The sequence below is a fragment of the Actinocorallia libanotica genome (assembly GCF_039525175.1).
Taxonomy (GTDB): Bacteria; Actinomycetota; Actinomycetes; order Streptosporangiales; family Streptosporangiaceae; genus Actinocorallia; species Actinocorallia libanotica.
The window spans coordinates 1-17,630 of record NZ_BAAAHH010000062.1 but is presented as its reverse complement, the minus strand read 5'-3'; the positions used below and the strand labels follow the sequence as shown (position 1 = coordinate 17,630).

19 protein-coding genes are annotated in these 17,630 nt (G+C 71.9%); 4 read left to right on the top strand and 15 right to left on the bottom strand.

The features are described 5' to 3' along the window. Positions 1–18: 18 nt before the first annotated feature. Positions 19–423, bottom strand: coding sequence for a hypothetical protein (locus ABD140_RS37700; protein WP_344247444.1), 405 nt, complete (start codon positions 421–423; stop codon positions 19–21). A 130-nt stretch (positions 424–553) separates the two neighbouring features. Here ABD140_RS37700 and ABD140_RS37695 point away from each other — a divergent pair, with 130 nt between their 5' ends. Continuing rightward, positions 554–1,564, top strand: a complete 1,011-nt coding sequence (locus ABD140_RS37695) for a hypothetical protein (RefSeq protein WP_344247442.1) — start codon at positions 554–556, stop codon at positions 1,562–1,564. Between the two features lie 39 nt (positions 1,565–1,603). Here ABD140_RS37695 and fxlM read toward each other — a convergent pair whose 3' ends face one another. The 5 genes from fxlM to ABD140_RS37670 form a co-directional block, all read right to left on the bottom strand. Next, positions 1,604–2,860 (bottom strand): methyltransferase, FxLD system, encoded by a 1,257-nt coding sequence (gene fxlM, locus ABD140_RS37690; protein WP_344247440.1) that lies wholly within the window; start codon positions 2,858–2,860, stop codon positions 1,604–1,606. An 89-nt stretch (positions 2,861–2,949) separates the two neighbouring features. Then, positions 2,950–3,720, bottom strand: a complete 771-nt coding sequence (locus ABD140_RS37685) for a F510_1955 family glycosylhydrolase (RefSeq protein ID WP_344247438.1) — start codon at positions 3,718–3,720, stop codon at positions 2,950–2,952. 404 nt (positions 3,721–4,124) lie between these two features. Beyond that, positions 4,125–4,823 (bottom strand): ABC transporter permease, encoded by a 699-nt coding sequence (locus ABD140_RS37680; RefSeq protein WP_344247436.1) that lies wholly within the window; start codon positions 4,821–4,823, stop codon positions 4,125–4,127. Next, positions 4,820–5,566, bottom strand: coding sequence for an ABC transporter permease (locus tag ABD140_RS37675; protein ID WP_344247434.1), 747 nt, complete (start codon positions 5,564–5,566; stop codon positions 4,820–4,822). The genes ABD140_RS37680 and ABD140_RS37675 overlap by 4 nt, the downstream gene beginning before the upstream one ends. Then, positions 5,563–6,276 (bottom strand): ABC transporter ATP-binding protein, encoded by a 714-nt coding sequence (locus ABD140_RS37670; RefSeq protein ID WP_344247432.1) that lies wholly within the window; start codon positions 6,274–6,276, stop codon positions 5,563–5,565. The genes ABD140_RS37675 and ABD140_RS37670 overlap by 4 nt, the downstream gene beginning before the upstream one ends. A 124-nt stretch (positions 6,277–6,400) precedes the next feature. Between ABD140_RS37670 and ABD140_RS37665 the strand changes: the two genes are divergently transcribed. Together ABD140_RS37665 and ABD140_RS37660 are read left to right on the top strand one after the other, a co-directional pair. Then, the gene (locus ABD140_RS37665; protein WP_344247430.1) at positions 6,401–7,264 is read left to right on the top strand and encodes a sensor histidine kinase; all 864 of its coding nucleotides are present in this window, start codon (positions 6,401–6,403) and stop codon (positions 7,262–7,264) included. A gap of 47 nt (positions 7,265–7,311) precedes the next feature. Continuing rightward, the gene (locus tag ABD140_RS37660) at positions 7,312–7,926 is read left to right on the top strand and encodes a response regulator (protein ID WP_425544202.1); all 615 of its coding nucleotides are present in this window, start codon (positions 7,312–7,314) and stop codon (positions 7,924–7,926) included. Positions 7,927–7,948: 22 nt separating this feature from the next. On the opposite strand, the gene ABD140_RS37655 is transcribed toward ABD140_RS37660, so the two are convergent. From ABD140_RS37655 to ABD140_RS37620, 8 genes are all read right to left on the bottom strand, one after another. Continuing rightward, a complete protein-coding gene (locus ABD140_RS37655; protein ID WP_344247426.1) occupies positions 7,949–9,349 on the bottom strand; it encodes an amidase in 1,401 nt (466 codons plus the stop codon). Continuing rightward, positions 9,346–10,122, bottom strand: a complete 777-nt coding sequence (locus ABD140_RS37650) for an SDR family NAD(P)-dependent oxidoreductase (RefSeq protein WP_344247424.1) — start codon at positions 10,120–10,122, stop codon at positions 9,346–9,348. Before ABD140_RS37650 ends, ABD140_RS37655 begins: the two co-directional genes overlap by 4 nt. After that, positions 10,119–11,465 (bottom strand): flavin-containing monooxygenase, encoded by a 1,347-nt coding sequence (locus tag ABD140_RS37645; RefSeq protein WP_344247422.1) that lies wholly within the window; start codon positions 11,463–11,465, stop codon positions 10,119–10,121. Before ABD140_RS37645 ends, ABD140_RS37650 begins: the two co-directional genes overlap by 4 nt. 175 nt (positions 11,466–11,640) lie before the next feature. Then, positions 11,641–12,054, bottom strand: a complete 414-nt coding sequence (locus ABD140_RS37640) for an RNHCP domain-containing protein (RefSeq protein WP_344247420.1) — start codon at positions 12,052–12,054, stop codon at positions 11,641–11,643. Beyond that, the gene (locus ABD140_RS37635) at positions 12,054–12,413 is read right to left on the bottom strand and encodes an RNHCP domain-containing protein (RefSeq protein ID WP_344247418.1); all 360 of its coding nucleotides are present in this window, start codon (positions 12,411–12,413) and stop codon (positions 12,054–12,056) included. The genes ABD140_RS37640 and ABD140_RS37635 overlap by 1 nt, the downstream gene beginning before the upstream one ends. A gap of 254 nt (positions 12,414–12,667) precedes the next feature. After that, positions 12,668–13,894: a glycosyltransferase gene (locus ABD140_RS37630; RefSeq protein WP_344247416.1), complete on the bottom strand. Its 1,227-nt coding sequence runs from the start codon at positions 13,892–13,894 to the stop codon at positions 12,668–12,670. Between the two features lie 86 nt (positions 13,895–13,980). After that, the gene (locus ABD140_RS37625; protein ID WP_344247414.1) at positions 13,981–14,775 is read right to left on the bottom strand and encodes a MerR family transcriptional regulator; all 795 of its coding nucleotides are present in this window, start codon (positions 14,773–14,775) and stop codon (positions 13,981–13,983) included. A gap of 12 nt (positions 14,776–14,787) precedes the next feature. Continuing rightward, on the bottom strand, positions 14,788–15,630 hold the full coding sequence (locus tag ABD140_RS37620; RefSeq protein WP_344247412.1) for an alpha/beta fold hydrolase: 843 nt from the start codon (positions 15,628–15,630) through the stop codon (positions 14,788–14,790). Between the two features lie 308 nt (positions 15,631–15,938). Here ABD140_RS37620 and ABD140_RS37615 point away from each other — a divergent pair, with 308 nt between their 5' ends. Beyond that, positions 15,939–17,159 (top strand): esterase/lipase family protein, encoded by a 1,221-nt coding sequence (locus ABD140_RS37615; protein ID WP_344247410.1) that lies wholly within the window; start codon positions 15,939–15,941, stop codon positions 17,157–17,159. Positions 17,160–17,251: 92 nt separating this feature from the next. Here ABD140_RS37615 and ABD140_RS37610 read toward each other — a convergent pair. Further along, positions 17,252–17,630, bottom strand: a 379-nt coding sequence (locus tag ABD140_RS37610; protein ID WP_344247408.1) for an ADP-ribosylglycohydrolase family protein, incomplete at its 5' end; no start/stop codon positions are given.

The following is a 17,630-nucleotide window of genomic DNA, read 5'->3' as shown; positions in this document are numbered from 1 at the left end:
GTAACGTCGTGTCCCGTTCTATCCGCCGTCTCGAACACGAAGCAGGTCCGACATCTGATCGAGGAGGCCGCGTAGTTCCGCTCCTTCGACCAGCGCCGACAGGGCGACCCCTCCGGGGGAGAGGCTGGCGAGTGCCCACGTCTCCTCCGCCTCGGTGAAGGTGAGATGCGTCCAGCCCGACGAAAGGCCTCCGACGAGGTACTCGTCAGGAAGGTCGTCGGCGGTGCGGACGCGGTAGGCGACGAAAGTGTCGGGGATGATCATGCCGGAGCCGTCCGGCGCGAACCGCTCGGCGAGCTCGTCGGCGAGAGGGCGGCCGTAGAGGTTCCCCAAGCAGACGGCGCAGCCGAGGAAGTCGGCGAACACGCCGTCCGGGTCATCGGTGGCGGCGAGAACGCATCCGTTCCAGAACACCCTGCGCATGGCACTACTCCGAAGATCGAGAGCCGCGGCGGGGTCCTCCATGAATAGCAGGGCACCGGCCACACCACAATCAGCCTGCAGCGAGAACTCTGCTCCGAACCAGCGTCCAAGTGGTCGGGAGGCTGATCGTATGAGGACTTTTCTTTCCGGTAGGTACGGGTATGCGGCGGCGCTGTGGGCGCTGGCCTACGGGGTGCTCGGCGGGGCCTGGGCGCTGGGGACGCCCGGCTATCCCTGGGGTGCCACCGATCCTGATTCCGACCGGGCGTTGTCGCTCCTGGCCGGCACGACGCCGCGCTTCGGCTGGTGCGTCACGGCCTTCGCGCTGCTCACCGGGATGACGGCACTGGCGCTCGCCCGCAGGGGCGACCGGCGTGTGCCGTTGTTCGCGGCCTGGTCCCTCGCCGTGCTCCTGGTCCTGGTGGTTCCTGATTCCCGGCTGCTGATGGGCGTCGCCTACACGCCGCTGCTGCTGGTCGCGCCCGTCTTCAGCTGGGACATGGGCGGCGCGACCTTCGCCGACGCCTGGCCGTGGCCGGTGCTCAACCAACTCTTGTGTGTGCTGGGTGGCCTGCTGCTGGCCGCCGCCGCGCGAGACTACGCGCGCGGTCGGGGGCATCGGAGCTGGTTCACTCCCGAGCGCGGGCGTGTCGCGGTGTACGTGGCGTTCGCGGTGCCGCTGTTCTACTGCGCCACTCGGTGGGCGTGGGCGCTGGGCATCCCGCTGGGTGTGAGTGAGGAGTTCCTGGCCGAAGGCGAGGACGGGCTGTGGCTGGCGGGCGCCTACCTGGCGACCTTCGGCGCGCTCGGCGGCGTGCTCACCCTCGGGTTGGCCCAGCGGTGGGGCGAGGTCTTCCCGCGCTGGCTGCCCGGCCTGCGCGGCAGGCGGGTGCCGCCTCTGCTGGCGGTCGTCCCGGCCGGGTTCGTCTCGGTCATCATCACCGTCGCCGGGCTCACCTACGTTCGCTGGACGATCATGGGCCGCTTCGCCATGGCCGAATGGGGGACCTGGCTGCCGGAGTGCTTCTGGCCCGTGTGGGGTGCCGCGCTCGCCATAGCCACCGTCTCCTACCACCAGCGCCGCAAGGAGGACGCACACCGGGAAGAGGCCGGCCGCGCCTCCGCGCCGATCACGCCATGAGACGCCGCCAGTGTGAGCAGCCCGGCGTCCGGTCCCCTTTCATCCGGGGCTCTCGGCGGGGTTCGTCGTGACGATGGTGATGCGGTGGTCGGGCCGGTCGAGGACGACGTGTCCCGCGAGTTGTTCGTACGGGGTGTCTGCGGGATGGGCTTCGATGCGTGGTCGGGGGTGGGAGCGGGGGCCGTCGTTCCAGCGGCGTATCAGGGCTGCGAGCCGGTCGGCGAGTTCTTCGCTTTCGGGGCCGTGGGCGATGAAGGCGAGTTCGAAGGGGGAACCGGTCGTGGTGTCGGGGGCGGCGTTGCGGTTGGTGAGGTAGGCGAAGGAGCCTCCTCGGTGGACGGCGAGACCGCCCCATCCCATGGGGACTCGTACCGCTTTCTCCTCTTGGCCGCGCGGAGTGAGGTTGAACTTGCACAAGCCCTGGTCGCCTATTTCGGCCATCAGCCACAGGTACAGGTGGTTCCAACCCGGTTCGTCCTCGACGACGGCTCCCGTCCAGCGCTGGACGGGCGGGCGTTCCAGGGCGTCCTTCAGCAAGGTGCCGTCGGCCTTCTCGTCGTGCAGGCGCAGCAGCGGTTCCTCGATGCCGACGCAGACGGAGTCGCCGGTCGGGGCGCCGATTCCCGACAGCGGGATGAAACCCGCGGTGGACGCATCCACGCTTCGCAGCACGCTGTCGTCTCCGCGTTCGAAGGCGACCGTCATGTGCCAGGGCAGGCACTGCAACGGCACCACGATCCGCCCTCCGGGTACCAGCTGCTCCGCCCATGCGCGGTGCACGTCATAAGCGCCCGCAGTCACGGTGATCACGTCGTAGGGGGCGTGCGGGGCGTACCCGTACGCCCCGTCTCCGTGGACCACGGTGATATTGCCGCGGTCGGCCAGGACCCGCCTGGCGCGGTCGGCGGTCTCGGGGGCGTGGTCGACCGTGGTCACCGCGCCGGACGGGCCGACGAGTTCGGCCAGCAGGGCGGCGTTGTAGCCCGTCCCGGCGCCCACTTCCAGGACGCGGGCGCCGGGGGCGGGCAGGGCCTGATGGAGCATGCGCGCGACGACCCAGGGAGCCGAGGCCGAGCTGAGCGCGGCGCCTTCAGCGGAGCGTTTGGTGACCACCGCTTCGAAGGGGTTGTAAGCCGTGGTCGGCTCGGCCTCGGGCACGTAGGCGTGGCGCGGGACCTTGAGCATCGCCGTAGCGACCCGATCGGAGAAGAGCATGCTTTTGCGGAGCCGTTCGACCATCGCGGTACGGAGCTCTTCTGCCGAAACGGGGCCGGCATCAGCGGTAGGGGCGTCCATCCGGCCAGCTTTTCAAGGAACGGGGGAACTCCCTGGCCGTTCTTGCTCACGTCGCGGTGAGGTTTCTCTAGCGGGGCGCCGTTCTCTTCTCACGAGGTGGGGCGGTGGAGCACGGTGAAGGCGGCGATCGCACCGCCGGAGACCTGGCCGAGCGCCTTCCAGTCGGGTCCCGCGTGGACACGGCCGTCCGGGGTGGTGCCGATCAGGCCGCCCTTCGGTGTCACGTCCAGGGACAGGAGGAGCGGGGCTCCGGCCAGGGGGGCGAAGGAGGCTCCGCCGTCCTGGGAGAGCATGACGCCCTGCTCTGTGGTGGCGTAGACCCGGTCGGGCTCCTTCTCCCCTGCGGCCAGGTCGAACACGGGGAGCCGCGCGCCGATCCGCCAGGTGCGGCCGCCGTCCGTGCTGCGGCGGACGCGGCCGGTCTGGCTGTCGTAGGCGTAGAGGCTCTCCCCGGCCTGCTGGAGGGCGTGGAAGTCGGCCTTGCCCGCTTCGGACACGGTCGTCCAAGTGCTTCCCGCGTCGGTCGAGCGGATGAGGCCGAGGTGCGGCTCGGCGCCGATGGCCTGGGCCTCCTCGCTCGGGTGGCCGCTGGCCAGGAACGTTCCGGAGCCGGTGAAGCCCATCGTGTCCTGGTCGGGGCCGACGAGCCTCGCGTCGTTCCCCTCCCCCAGGCGGAACAGGCCGCGGTGCGAGGCGACGTAGACGGCGCCGTCGGCGGGGTCGGCGCCCACCGCGTGGACGTGGACGAAGCCGGGCGCCGCGCGGCCGCCGTCGGCGGACCCGTCGCCGCCGCAGGACGTCAGGGGTATCGCCGCGAGGGCGAGGAGCAGGATCGCGGAACGTCCGCGCGGGGAAAGCATGGTCACCTCATGTCGGGTCGTACGGAGGGCAGCCCCGGTCCCTGAGCAGCCGGCCTTCCCCGCCCCCTACAGATCGCCCGATACCCCCACAGGGTATCGTCTCGGTCTGTACATATACCCCCCGGGGGTAAGGAGGTGCCATGTCCGTTCCCACGGCTCCGGCCGCCACCAGACGGTGGTGGGCCCTGGGGCTCATCGCCCTCGCCCAGTTCATGGTGATCATGCAGGAATCCCTCGGGTTCTCCCCGGAGAACCCGTCGTGGGTGTTCAACGCCTACGTCATCGCCTTCGGCGGGCTGCTGCTGCTCGGCGGCTCGGCGATGGCCGGCGCCGCCGACGGCCGGCTTCCCCTGCTCTTCCGGCGGCGGCCGACGGCCCCTTCCCGAACCCGAGGCGGAGACAGGTCAGGCGTCGCGGACGAGGAAGGCCGCAGTGGCCGCAGCACCGACGCCCGTCAGCCAGGCGAGGAGGACGACGACACCTGTCCACGTGCCCGGGGTCGTTCCCGGCAACGGGTCGTGCAGGAGCCGACCCGCCTGATCTGGCAGCAGGTACGCCTTCTCCGTGAGGCCACCGAGCAGCGGCGAGGCGACGAACACGAGGGTGAGCAGCGCGGCGAGCGGCCGGAGGACGGAACGCAGGAGGACGGCCAGGGCCAGCGCCAGAAGCCCCATCGCGACGAGGTGGGCCACGATGCCCATGGCCACGTGGACCGAGCCGAAAGCGGGCGCTCTTCCCGAACGTGCGGTCACGGCCCCCGCGGCGGCCGCGGCCGTCCCGGTCGCGAGCAGGACGAGCAGGGCGGCGGCGGACTTGCCCGCGAGCACCGGGAGCCGGCGCGGCATCGCGGTCAGGGTCGTGCGCACCTGGCCGCCGGTGTATTCGCCACCCGCGGCAAGAACGCCGAGGAGGATCGGCCCCACCTGGAGGAACGGCACGGTCCCCGCCACGATCCCGAACGCATGCGTCCCGGCTGCGGCGCCGGAGAGGGCGGCCAGGACCGGTGCCGCGGCGATCGTGGCGACCCCGGTGGAGAGGACGACGGGCAGGGTGGCGAGTTTGAGCAGTTCCGCCGTGACGATTCGCGGCAGCCGCGGCCTCACGCGTCCCTCCGGTGGAGAACGAGCGCGGCGACTGCGAGCAGACCCGTGGTCCACGCGCCCATGACGAGCCCTCCGGTGACGGGGTCGAGCGCGTCCGCCATGGCGAGGTGGTCCTCATCGGCGAAGAGCCGTATCCCCGCGAGATCCGGCAGGTACCGTGCGGCCGGTGCCACCTTGAAAAGCAGGTAGGAGAGGGACACCAGCGAGCCGTTGGCGATGAGGACGATGAGCGGGAGGATCCCGCTGCGCGTGAACACGGTCACCGCCAAGGCGATGAGCGCTGTGAACGCCCAGTACGCGGCCGCACCGAAGAGCCGCGCAGGCACGCCCCCCGCCTCCCCGCCCCCTAGGACATGATGCGCGCACACCAGTGCCAAGAGAAACGCGAAGGCCGCCGCGACGGCCACGAGGAGAACGACGACAATCGCCTTCGCCACGAGCAGCCATGCCCGGTGGGGCATCGCGGTGAGCGTGCTCGTGATCTGCCTTCCTCCGCCGGATTCCTGCGGTCCCGACCTGTACTCGCCGCTCATCGCGACGACGCCGAGGACGATCGCTCCGACGGTTCCGATCGGCGCGGCCGACAGCACGGCCTGGGCCGGATCGGTGTAGGCGGCGTTCCGGGCGTTCAGGAAGGTGACGGCGACCGGGCCGAGCACCATCGCCGCGAACGCCACGGCCGTGGAGGGCAGCGACAGGAGCTTCGAGAGCTCAGCGGCCACGACGTGCCGTATCCGTGTCACGCTCCCTCCGCCCGCTCGTATCCGGTCAGGGCGAAGTAGGCGTCCTCCAGGCTCGCGTGACCACGAGTGACGTCCGACAACGGCCCAGCGGCGACGACCCGGCCTCCAGAGATCACCACCACGTCGTCAGCAACGGCCGCCACCTCGCCCATCAGGTGACTCGACAGCAGAACCGTGCCGCCGTCAGCGGCGTGCGCCCGGACCAGGCCGCGGAGCCGCCGGACACCCTCGGCGTCCAGCCCGTTGACCGGTTCGTCGAGCACGAGCGCCTCCGGCTCGCCCAGGAGCGCGGCGGCGAGGCCAAGGCGGCGTCCCATGCCGAGGGAGAACCCGCCGACCCTGCCGCGGCCGTGGGCGGCCAGACCGACCTGCTCCAGGACCTCCGCCACCCGCCGCCGCGGGATGCCGTTGCTGCGCGCGATCCAGGCGAGATGAGCGCGTGCCGTGCGGGAGGGGTGGGCGCCCGGCCCGTCCAGCATCGATCCCACGGTCCGCAGCGGGTCGCGCAGGCTCCGGTAGGCGCGCCCGTGGACCAGCGCCGTGCCGGACGTCGGCCGGTCCAGGCCCAGCAGGATGCGCAGGGTCGAGGATTTCCCTGCGCCGTTGGGTCCGAGGAACGCGGTCACCTTTCCCGGTTCGGCCCGCAGGTCGACGTCGGCGAGGATCACGCGGGACCCGCGCCGTTTTCCGAGTTTCTCGATGGAGAGCATGCCCGCCATCCCAGCGCGCGGCGGCCCGGCCGGTCATCGGTCCGAGGGCCTGACGTTCTCGGCCTCCGGTCTCTCGGACCTGGGTCCGATGCGGAGGCGGAACGGGCTGCCTAGACTCGGGCGGATGGACACAGCCCGACCCGAGCCGCCTTCCCCTGTCTGGGTCATCGCACCGACCGCGGTCGCCGTCCTCAGCGTGTCGTTCCCCTCGGTCGCGGGCGGCGGCGGCCACCTGGCGGTGGCCCTGCCGATCGCCGTCGTGGCGCTCTCCGTCTCGTTGACGGCGGGGGCGGTGCTGCGCGCCCGGCAGCAGCGGCGCCGGTTCGAGCACCGCCTCGCCTCCTGGGCCGGGGAGCGCGCCGCGCAGGCCGAGCGGCTGCGCATCGCCCGCGAGCTGCACGACCTGGTCTCCCACGGTCTCGGGCTCATCACCGTGCGGGCCGCGGTGGCGCGGACGGCCGGGGACGGCGATCCGGCCGAGCAGGCCGCGGCGCTGGCCGACGTCGAACGGGTGGGCCGCGAGACCACCACGGAGCTGCGCCGCATGCTGTCCGTGCTGCGTGATCCCGAGGCTGCGGCGGAGTCCGCGCCGCTCCGTCCCGCCGAGTCGATGGCCGATCTTCCCTCGATCGTCGAGGCGGCACGGGACGCGGGCCTGGACGTGCGGCTGTCGCGAGCCGAGCCGGGCGCGATCTCACCGGGCGCGCAGCTCGCCGTCTGCGCCGTCGTGCGGGAGGCGCTGCACAACGTCCTTCGCCATGCCGGGCCCACCGGCGTGGAGGTGTCCGTCATCTGTGACGGCCCCGCGGTCGCGGTGACGGTGCGCGACCACGGCCCGGTCGCGGGCTGGAAGGCGGAACCGGGAGCCGGGCACGGCCTGGAGGGTCTGCGCGAGCGGGTCGCCGCGCTCGGCGGGACGCTGGAGGCCGGCCCTTGCGGTGACGGGTTCGTGCTCGCGGCCCGGCTGCCCGACGGGGCGGGCCTGTGACGCCGCGGCCCGGCGTCCGGGTGCTCGTCGCCGACGATCAGCCCCTCATGCGCCGCAGCCTCGCCCTGCTCATCGACGCGGCGCCCGACCTCGCCGCCGTCGGGGAGGCGGCCACCGGCGAGGATGCCTTCACCCTTGCCCGGCGGCTGGTGCCCGACATCGTCCTCATGGACATCCGGATGCCCGGAGGCGACGGGATCGAGGCCACGCGGCGCATCGCCGCGGAGCCGGGATGCGCCGCCACCCGGGTGCTCGTGCTCAGCATGTTCGAGCTCGACGAGTACGTGCACACCGCGCTCCGGGCCGGGGCGAGCGGCTTCCTGCTCAAGGACGCCAGGCCCGCGGACCTCCTCGACGCCGTCCGCCGCACCCACGCGGGCGAGTCCCTCTTCGCGCCCGGCATCCTCCGGCGCCTCGTCGAGCACTACCTCGACCGGCCCGGTACGGCGCCCGTGCCGGGCCTCGGCGCGCTCACCGGGCGGGAGACCGAGGTCCTGGCCCTCATCGCGCGCGGCCTGTCGAACGACGAGATCGCGGCGGCGCTCACCATCTCGATCAAGACGGTCAAGACCCACGTCGGCCACCTGCTGGCCAAGCTCGCCGCGCGGGACCGCGCCCAGCTCGTCATCGCCGCCTACCGCACGGGGCTCGTCGTTCCCTGACGGCCGTGTCCGGTGCCGCGGCTCAGGCGGTGATCTTCGGGAACGGGCTGACGGCCTCGAGCTGGTAGGCGAGTTCGAGGAGGGTGCGTTCGGCGCCGCGCGGGGCGGACAGCTGGACGGAGCCGGGGAGGTTGCCGGTCATGAGCCCGTGCGGGACGGAGACGGCGGGACCGCCTCCGACGTTGTTCAGCGGGGTGAAGCCGACATAGTCGATGAGCTTGCCGAACAGCTCGTCGAACGGCTGGTCCGGCGCGTGTTCGCCGATGCGCGGTGCGGGGTGGGACAGGACGGGGGTGAGCAGGACGTCGACGTCGGTGAAGTGGGCGTCGTAGACCGCGGTTCCGGCGCGCAACCGCCGGATGGCGGGGAGGACGGACAGGGGTGCGCGGCGGACCTTGGCGGCCAGGCCCTTGGTGAAGGGGTCCAGGTCGCGCGGGCGGAAGCGGCGGCCGTGGCCCGCGGCGAACGACGCGGACATGAGGATGGCGAACAGCGCCCAATAGGTCTTGAAGTCCTCGACGAACACCGGGTCCACGGAGAGCCGCGTCTCGGTCACGTCGTGGCCTGCTCCGGCGAGGGCGCGGGCCGCCGAGTCCAGGACGGCTTCGGTCTCCGGGTGGACGCGGCGTCCGAGCACGTCGTGCCGGATGAGCCCGATCCGCAGCCGGCGGTCGCCGGGGCCCTCGACCAGCCCGACCGGCGGGAGCGTCCGGTGGGGCCGGTAGCGCTCCGCGGCGGCGAGGTAGTGGGCGGTGTCGCGCACGGTGCGGCTGACCACGCCTTCGTTGACCAGGTTGACCGGCAGGCTCCGCACTCCCGGCTGGTCCAGCAGGCGGCACCGCGTCGCCTTGAGGCCGACGAGCCCGTTCACGGCGGCGGGGATCCGGATCGAGCCGCCGCCGTCGTTGGCGTGCGCGATCGGCACGGCGCCGGAGGCGACCAGCGCGGCGGAGCCGCCCGAGGAGGCCCCGGCGGAGTGGTCGGTGTTCCAGGGGTTGCGGGTGGCGGGCCTGCCGACGTACTCGGTGCTGGCGGTGAGCCCGAACTCCGGCAGCGTCGACTTCCCGAGCAGCACGAACCCCTGCCTGAGGAACTGCTCGGCGGGCGCCGAGGTGCGCCGGGCGGGGTGCGGGACGAAGGCCGCCGAGCCGTGGCAGGTGGGCAGGCCGGCGACGTCGACGTTGTCCTTGACGAACGCGGGCACTCCGGAGAACACGCCCACCGAGGCGCGTGCGGTGCGCGCCCGCTCGAAGCACGCGAACTGCACGGCGTTGAGCTGCGGGTTCACCTTCTCCACGCGGGCGATCGCCGCTTCGGTCACCTCCTGGCGGCCGACCCGGCCGGAGCGGATCTCGGCGGCGAGGCCGACGGCGTCGAGGTCGCCCAGCGCGTCGTCGGTGAACGTGTGCACGGTCTCGGTCATGAGATCCCCCGGCTTTCCCGGTAGCGGCGGAGCGCGGGCTGCGCCGCGCGTTCGAGGAGCGGACGGATGCGGCGGAAGACGCCGGGCGCGAGCAGCGCGATCTTGACCAGCCAGCCGTCGTGGCGCGGCAGGTTGACCTCCAGGCGCGGCCGGTCGAGGAGGCCGACGACCGCGTCGGCGACGGCCTCCGGCCGCATCGGTACGCCGAGGAAGTTGAGCGGCGAGCCGCCGGTGGCCGCCTCGTGGCGGAGCATCGGGGTGTCCACCGCGCCGGGGTTGACGATGCCGACGCGGACGCCGGTCTCGCGTTCGCGCATGGCCAGCGAGAGCAGGAACCCGCGCAGCCCGAACTTCGACGCGCTGTAGCCGGGGCTCTCGGCCAGCGGCAGCATCGAGCCGAGCGAGACCACCGAGATCAACTGGCCGGAGGCGCGCTGCAACGCCGGGAAGAGGGCGTGTGTGAGCAGTATCGGCGCCTGGAGGTTGAGGTGCTGCTCGCGCAGGATGTCCGAGCGCTCCGCCCGCTCGAACGGTGTCGTGACGACGATCCCCGCGTTGTTGACCAGGACGTCGCAGCGCGGGGCCGCCGCGGCGATCGCGTCGTGGCTCGCCGGGTCGGTGAGGTCGGCGACCAGCGGAGTGACCGACGGCAGCCGCGCGAGGCCCGCCTCGTCGACGTCGACGGCGATCACCTCGAAGCCCCGGGCGACCAGGCGGGCGCAGACGGCCGAGCCGATCGCGCCGGCCGCGCCCGTGACGACGGCGGTGCTCATCGTGTCCCCTGCCTTTCGGACGCGGCGCCGCGGACGGCGTCGAACATGCCGGGTTCCAGGCCGCGCCAGCCGACGCGTTCGCGGACCTCGGCCAGGTGGCGGCGGTAGCTCCGGGCGTCCACGTAGGAGCGGTGGCGTGCCGAGTCGACGAAGGAGATGCCGCCGGTCAGGGCGGTGCGGTCGGTGGCGATGAGGCGGTCGAAGGCCTCCGCCCGGTCCGGGGCGTGCCGCTGGTCGTGCAGGTACCGGGCGACCAGGTCGCTGATGTGGTCGAACAGCGTGTAGGCGCTGGAGTTCGTCTCCAGGTAGCCCAGGCCGAACAGGTTGCGGCGGGTGCGGCTGAAGGCGGTCAGGTAGAGGTCGGGGCGGCCGTCCCTCCAGCGGAAGTGGCGTTCGGCGTAGGGGATCGTCCAGTCGTAGCCGGTCGCGTGGAGGACCAGGTCGATCTCCTCGCTGCTGCCGTCGGTGAAGCGCACCCGGGAGCCGTCGAAGCCCGCGACGTCCGGCTTGATCGCGACGTCGCCGTGCTGGAGGTGGTGCACCAGCTGGCTGTTCAGCAGTGGATGCGACTCGAAGAGGCGGTGGTCGGGCTTGGGCAGGCCGTACCTGGTCAGGTCGCCTTGGAGCAGGCGCAGCAGGGCGGTGAACAGCGGCCGCTCCAGTACGAGCGGCAGGTGCGGCCCGCGCTCGGCGAACTCGTCGGTCGGGATGCCGAAGACGTGCTTGGGGATGACGTGGTAGCCCCGGCGCACGCTGACGAAGGCGGCGTCGGCGTTGGCCGCCGCGTCGCAGGCGATGTCGGCGCCGGAGTTGCCCAGCCCGACGATGAGGACGCGCTTGCCGCGGAATTCCGTGTTCGCACGGTAGGTGTTGGAGTGCCGCACCTCGCCGGTGAAATGGCCGGAGTGGCGCGGCAGGCGCGGCGTCCACGTCACCCCGGTCGCGCAGATCACCGCACCGTAGGTGTGCCGGGTCCCGTCGTCGAGCGTGACGATCCAGGCATCACCTTGGCGCTCGACGTCGGTGACCGCGGTGTTGAACCGGATGCCGTCGTAGAGCCCGTATGCGGCGGCGAAATCACGGGTGTAGGCGAGGATCTGCCGGTTGCCCGGGTAATCGGGAAACGTCTCGGGCATCGGGAAGTCAAAGAACCCGGACGTGCCGCGCGAGGAGATGAAATGGGCGGACTCGTACATCGGCGTGCCCGGGTTGTCCAGATCCCAGATGCCGCCGACGTCCCCGTGGCGTTCGTACTGGTCGTAGTCGAGCCCCAGCCGCCGCAACGCCCGCGCCACGGACAGGCCGGCCGGGCCCGCCCCCACGACGCACACCTTCGCTTCCATGACGGCTCCTTTCGCCCTCCCGAGATCCAACACCGTCACGACCTGGGACGGAAGGCCTGAACAACCATCATGGGGACAAAGACGTCGGTCCTGTCGATCTGCGCGGGGAACACGAGGTCGTGCCGAGGCGTCGCGGAGGACCGCCGCGATGGTGCGGCGGTCCTCCGCGACGCTGTCACAGGGTCACCAGCGCCTTGCTCGCCACGTGCGGATCACGCAGCGGGCGCAGCGCCAGCCGGACCAGTGCCAGGGCGTTGTCGTCCCCGGCTATCCGGTTGGCGCTCAGCTCCCCGCAGGCCGCGCACTGATGCACGATCATCCACTCGCCGTCCGGCCGCACCGAGATGCTCAGCGCGTCCATGCGGCCGCGGCACGACGTGTCGCGGTCCCCGGGGACCCGCCGGTCCACGTGCAGGCTGACCAGGCAGGTCGGGCAGTGGTTGCGATGAGCCGTGCCCGGCGCGACCGACGGCACGTCGAGCCGGCAACCGACGCACCGGAAGTCGTGCGAACGGTGCCGGCCGTGCTCGTGCAGCACGGACTTGTGCCGCTGTTCACGGCCCGCTCGCGGACTCGTGCGCCGGGGCATCACAGGTCCCCGAACGCTTCGAGCGGAAACGGGGGCTGGGCGAGCGGCCGGACGGCCATGCGCAGCAGGATGAGCTGGTTGTCATCCTTGCTGACAGGGCTGGAGGTCAGCTCGTCGCAGCGCACGCACCGGTGAACGATCCGCCAGTCGCCGTTCCGGAGCACCGCGATGGAGATCGGCGACATCCGGGACTTGCACTCACTGGGTCCACCGTCGGACTGGTCGACGACGTGCAGCGAGTGCAGGCAGGACGGGCAGTGGTTGCGACGGCTGCCGTCGGCCGCGTGAACGGTCACGGTGAGACCGCACCGCGCGCAGTCGAAAGTGTTGATCTTCGGGATGTTGGTGTTGACGGGCACCCGTAGGGCTCCTTGCCGAGAGGCGAATAAGACAGCAGGAGCGAGCCGAACGGGCCTCGAGCGTCGGTGGAGCACGCGAACGTGCTGTTAGAACGGACGCCGAGGATCGCTCGGCGCGGGCTGGGGCATACAACACCCTCTCAGGGACGACGGACCGCAAGGTGGTCGGGGACAGACGCCGGTGAGACTAACGAAACCGGCCACGAGCGCGCCAACCATTTAGCGGCGGCCGCGGTCGCCCTCCGGGGTCCGCGTCAGGGGGTCGGAGCGCTGCGCGCGATGTCCAGGACGAGTTCGGCGGCCCGCTGTGCTCCGTCGGAGCGGATCCTCTGGGAGACGGTGGCAGCTCGGGCGGCGGTCTCGGGGGTCAGGATCGGCTTGAGAGCCGCCGCGAGGGACTCCGTGGTCGGGGTGGGGCCGTCGTGGGCCGCGCCGATGCCGAGGTCGGTGACGCGGGCCGCCCAGTAGGGCTGGTCGGCGACCTGGGGGACGATCACCTGGGGGACCCCGGCGCGGGCCGCGGCCACCGTGGTGCCGGCGCCGCCGTGGTGGACGACGGCGGCGGTCCGGGGGAACAGGGCCTGGTGGTTGGCCTCACCGACGATGAAGCAGTCGGCGGCCTCGTCGATGAGGGACAGGTCCGCCCAGCCGCTGGAGAGCACGACGCGGCGGCCGTGCGAGCGGACCGCCCGGATGACGGACCGGGAGACCTCCTGCGGGGGTGCGCCGCGCAGGAGCATGCTGCCGAAGCCCACGTAGACCGGCGGCGGGCCGGCGGCCAGGAACGCCTCCAGGTCGTCCGGGAGGGGGCGGTCGTCCGGGCGGATCCAGGCGCCGGTCTGGACCACGCCCAGCTCCGGCGTGGACTGCCACGGGCCCAGGACGGGGTCGGCCGCCAGGAGCAGACGGTCGCCGAAGACGTGGTCGCGCAGCGCCTCCACCGGAGGCAGGCCGACCGAGGCCCGGTGGGCGTTGACCGTCTCGCCGAAGAGAGCGTTCATGTGCTGGGCGTTGAGGGCCCACAGCTCCCGGTTGCCGGTCACGCCCTCGGGCACCGCCTGGCCCGGCCAGGGAAGCGGCGGATGGTGCGGCGCCGGCAGTGAGTTCGGCGAGAAGGTCGTGAACACGTACGGCAGGCCCAGCTTCTCCGCCGCCGCCCGCGCCCCGGCCACCGCCGGGAACGAGCCGGTGGCCACCACCGCGGCGCAGCCCTCACCCAGCCCGGTGACCGCCTCGTACGCCATGGCCGTCAGGTCGGCGGCGATGTCGGACAGGCTCGTCCTGCCGGGGACCCGCCCCGTCGCCAGCATGCGGATCGGCCATCCGAGCGGGGTCAGCACGCCGTCTCCGTCCAGCAACTCGGCGAAGTCCGGCGGCGCGCACATCTGCACGTCGACGTCGAGCTCCGCCAGCCGCCGCGCCAGGGCCGTCACCGGCCCGACGTCCCCGCGCGATCCATAAGTCACCAGCACAATGCGCATTCAGCGCCCCCTGTTTTCCGTTCGTTCCGGAGTTGAAGGGCGATTGTGGGGCATGACCGGGGTCTTGTGGCAAGCCCCTCCCTGTGCTATAGGTTGAGAGTGGAGGGGCGTGGAGTGCCTACGCGCTCGAGCTTGGTCCAGCCGGTCCAGCCCCGTTCCCTCAGCAGTTCGATCAGCCGGCGTGCCGGGGGCACGGTGTCGAACGCCAGTGTGTCCATCAGCCCGACCAGCGGTGGATCGATGTCGATGTCGCCGACATAGTCCTCGCCCCGCTCTTCGGCCATCCCGGTGATGTAGGCGGCCAGCGCGTCGGCCAGCTCGACCAGCCGCGGATCGTCGGCGGCATGGTCGAGGGCCCGGCCCAGGATGCGGAAGAAGCCGATGAGCCGCGGATCGGCGATCTGCTCGCGTTTGCGTTCCATCCACTCCGGGACCCGCCCGGGCGAGTGGGCGGCCAGCAGGATCCAGCCGTCGCGTTCGGCCTGGACGATCCGCTCGTCGACGCCGAGCGCCCGCAGCCGGTCGAGATACCCGACGACCTCCGGCGGCAGCACCAGGCCGTCCCCGGAGACGAGCCGGGCGAGCTGCTCCCGGTGGCGCCGCCGCTGCCGGATCTCGGCCCGCAGCCGCTCGTCGATGTCCGCGACCGCCGCGGCGAATTCCTCCTCGCCGGCCCGCAGCAGCTCCCATACCCGTGCCAGCGGCACCCCGGCCTCGGCGAGGGTCCGGATCCTGATCAGCTCGACCACGGCGCCGGCGTCGTACCTGCGGTAGCCGGAGTGGTCGCGTTCCGGCTCCGGCAGCAGCCCCTTGGCGTGATAGTGCCGCACCGCGCGCACCGTCACTCCGGCGTACGCCGCAAGCTCGCCGATGGTCAGCATCCGGTCAGTCTCCTACGGGGCCGACGAGGAACCGGCCCCGCCGTGTGCGCTTCGAATGATCCGGGCGATCTCCGGAGCGTGGGTGAAGACCAGCCCGTGGTCGGCGTCGAGCCGGAACACGGCGATGCTCGGCTGCTCGCGGGCCAGCCGCGCCATGCCGGCACGCCAGTTCCGGTTGAGCCGCAGGGCGTGCCCGCCAGCGCCGTCACCGGCCATCGAAGCCGACATGACCATAGTGATGGGACGGTCGATCCTCCGGTAGCGGTCAAGAATCCCGGACCGCACCGCGTCGATCTCGACGTTCAGGTCGAGGATCTCCCGGGCGGTGAGCAGCACCTGGTGCGCGGTGCCCCGCTCGGCCTCCTGCCGTGTCGCCATCTCCTCCCACATGGCGCGGAACTCCGGTAGGAGGGCCTCGGTGACGAACGGCTCGGGCACCGGGTTCGCCCCGTCGATGAGAACGAGTCCGGCGACGGCGTCAGGATGCTCCGAGGCGTAGTGCACGGCCAGATCCGCACCCAGCGAGTAGCCCACGAGCACGGGTGCCGCGTCCGGATCGAGGCGCCCCAGCTCCGCCATCACGGCGACGAGGTCGCTGAGGAACGCCTCGAAGGAGTACCCGGCGGCGGCCGAGGCGAGGCCGTGGCCCCGCAGGTCGAAGGTCACCACGTCGTGGTCGCGGCGCAGCAGCCCGGCCAGCTCGCACAGGTCGGCCTGCGTCGAGCTCAGCCCGGGGCACAGAACCAGCAGCCGCCCTCGGCCGCCGCGGGACACCGGGATCGTGACGCCGTCATGACGGATCACGAAGTGCCGCACCGTCTCGTCGGCTTCCCTCACACTGATCTTCTCGTTCATGCCGACCATGCTGGGAGGTTGACCCTGCGTCAGGGTCAACCTCTGCCCCTTCCGGTGATGCGCTGCTCGACCACCCCGGCGTCTTCACGCCGCCGATCGTCTTCCGCCGGTGCCCGCACTGCGAACAGCTCAACATCGTGAAGGACGACCAGTTCTTCTGCGCGGTGTGCGATGAGCCCCTGCCTGCGGCCGGGGGCGCCCCTCCGCTTGGAAGAAAACATCCGTATCCGAACAAACCCCGGTGGCCCGACGGGCAGGCTGTCATCACTTCTCGTGTTCGCGTCACTACAAAGGGAAGTTCTGGGGTTGTGAACAACGAGCAAAAGATCGCGAGCGCGCTCAGCGCGACGCCCATCGCCCTGTCCGCCGACCCCGGCGTCAAGACCGGCCAGGCCGCGCCCGGCCCCGACGAGACCTGGCAGCTCCCCGGCGGCACCGCCTGGGTGTACTACGGCCAGAACAACCAGATGCTCACCCGCCCGGTGCTCCTCGCCGACGGGTTCAACAGCGGCCCCAGCAAGCTCGACGACCTCTATGAGGGCTTGGAGCGCAAGGCCTTCCCGCTCATCAGCTCACTGCGCCGCCGCGGCCGGGACGTCGTCATCATCGGCTATGACGACCGAAGCGCCTCGATCTTCACCAACGCCCAGGCCGTCACCGCCGCCGTCTTCCGGGCCATCGCCGAACGGATCGGAAGCACGCGCCTGATGGTCGGCGGGTTCAGCATGGGCGGCCTCGTCACCCGCTACGCGCTCGCCCGCATGGAGATGCAGCGCATGGACCACCAGACCGGTGTCTACTTCTCCTGGGACACCCCGCACCGCGGCGCCTACGTGCCGATCTCGCTCCAGGCGTTCGCGCACTACATCAAGGACCTCGACAGCGCCTTCTCCGACCAGATGAACAGTCCCGCCGCCCGTCAGATGCTCGCCTGGCACCTGGAGGCCTGGGACGGCGTGCCCGGAGTCGACCCGCTGCGCACCGAGTTCCTCCAGCAGCTCCAGCAGGTCGGCGGATGGCCGCGCATCCCGCGCCTGCTCGGCATCGCCGACGGCGCCGGTGACGGAACCGGCAACGGCATCGCCGCCGGCGCCACCGCCGTGCTCGGCACCGGCGCGACCATCTCCGGCACCGACCTGCGCACCCAGCCCAAGGCGCCCGACACCCTCGCCGCCAGGCTCCGCGTCGGCGGCGACGTCGAAGAGGTGCACGCCCCCGATGTCCCGCCCGTCGACGGCGCCCCCGGCGGCACCATGAACGGCTTCGAGGTCCTCGCCGACGTCCTCAACTCCCTGCCCGCTGAATACGGCATGGCGGTCGACAACCCCATCGCCGGGCACTGCTTCGTCCCCTCGATCAGCTCGACCGCCATCCGCGACATCACCGAGAAGGACCTCTACCTCGACATCGACTCCCTGTCCCCGGACGAGAGCGACCTCGACGACTTCCTGTGCGCCTCCACCAACGGCGGCCACACCGAGATCACCGAAGAGGCCGCCTATTGGCTCATCGACCGCCTGCCGGACTGACCGCCCCCGCGCCGGGACCGCGCACCCGGCCCGGTCGACACCCCGGCCCCGCTCGTTCCGGCGGCTCCGTACGGGGATCCGGCCTCTGCTCGTCAAGCCCCGAAGGCGTGCAGCGTCAGCCACTCCGGCAGCGGTTCCCTGGCCTCCAGCCATGTCGCGGGGACGACGCCGTGCCCGTGGTGGGCCGTGATGATCCCGCCGACGATCGCCGCGGTCGTGTCCATGTCGCCGCCGACCGCGACGCACGCACGGACGGCAGCAGTGTAGTCCGCGCCGTAACGCCCGGCCGCCCACAGGCAGAAGGGGACGGTGTCCAGCGCGCTGATCCGCTCCCCGTTGCCCAGGACCGCGGCGGCCTGCTCCGGCGCGATGTCTCCCATCGCGGACGCCGCGCCGACCCGCTCACGCATCCTGCCTTCGGGAAGGAGCCCGAGGACGGCGTCGAACATGTCGGCGGGCGCGGCGGCCGCC

Bases quoted from the DNA above. Each gene is read 5' to 3' on its own strand.
- fxlM (WP_344247440.1), bottom strand. From the start codon at position 2,860: ATGGACGCCCCTACCGCTGATGCCGGCCCCGTTTCGGCAGAAGAGCTC.
- ABD140_RS37630 (WP_344247416.1), bottom strand. From the start codon at position 13,894: ATGCGCATTGTGCTGGTGACTTATGGATCGCGCGGGGACGTCGGGCCG.
- ABD140_RS37670 (WP_344247432.1), bottom strand. From the start codon at position 6,276: ATGCTCTCCATCGAGAAACTCGGAAAACGGCGCGGGTCCCGCGTGATC.
- ABD140_RS37700 (WP_344247444.1), bottom strand. From the start codon at position 423: ATGCGCAGGGTGTTCTGGAACGGATGCGTTCTCGCCGCCACCGATGAC.
- ABD140_RS37660 (WP_425544202.1), top strand. From the start codon at position 7,312: ATGCGCCGCAGCCTCGCCCTGCTCATCGACGCGGCGCCCGACCTCGCC.
- ABD140_RS37665 (WP_344247430.1), top strand. From the start codon at position 6,401: ATGGACACAGCCCGACCCGAGCCGCCTTCCCCTGTCTGGGTCATCGCA.
- ABD140_RS37625 (WP_344247414.1), bottom strand. From the start codon at position 14,775: ATGCTGACCATCGGCGAGCTTGCGGCGTACGCCGGAGTGACGGTGCGC.
- ABD140_RS37685 (WP_344247438.1), bottom strand. From the start codon at position 3,720: ATGCTTTCCCCGCGCGGACGTTCCGCGATCCTGCTCCTCGCCCTCGCG.
- ABD140_RS37695 (WP_344247442.1), top strand. From the start codon at position 554: ATGAGGACTTTTCTTTCCGGTAGGTACGGGTATGCGGCGGCGCTGTGG.
- ABD140_RS37640 (WP_344247420.1), bottom strand. From the start codon at position 12,054: ATGCCCCGGCGCACGAGTCCGCGAGCGGGCCGTGAACAGCGGCACAAG.
- ABD140_RS37655 (WP_344247426.1), bottom strand. From the start codon at position 9,349: ATGACCGAGACCGTGCACACGTTCACCGACGACGCGCTGGGCGACCTC.
- ABD140_RS37645 (WP_344247422.1), bottom strand. From the start codon at position 11,465: ATGGAAGCGAAGGTGTGCGTCGTGGGGGCGGGCCCGGCCGGCCTGTCC.
- ABD140_RS37620 (WP_344247412.1), bottom strand. From the start codon at position 15,630: ATGAACGAGAAGATCAGTGTGAGGGAAGCCGACGAGACGGTGCGGCAC.
- ABD140_RS37650 (WP_344247424.1), bottom strand. From the start codon at position 10,122: ATGAGCACCGCCGTCGTCACGGGCGCGGCCGGCGCGATCGGCTCGGCC.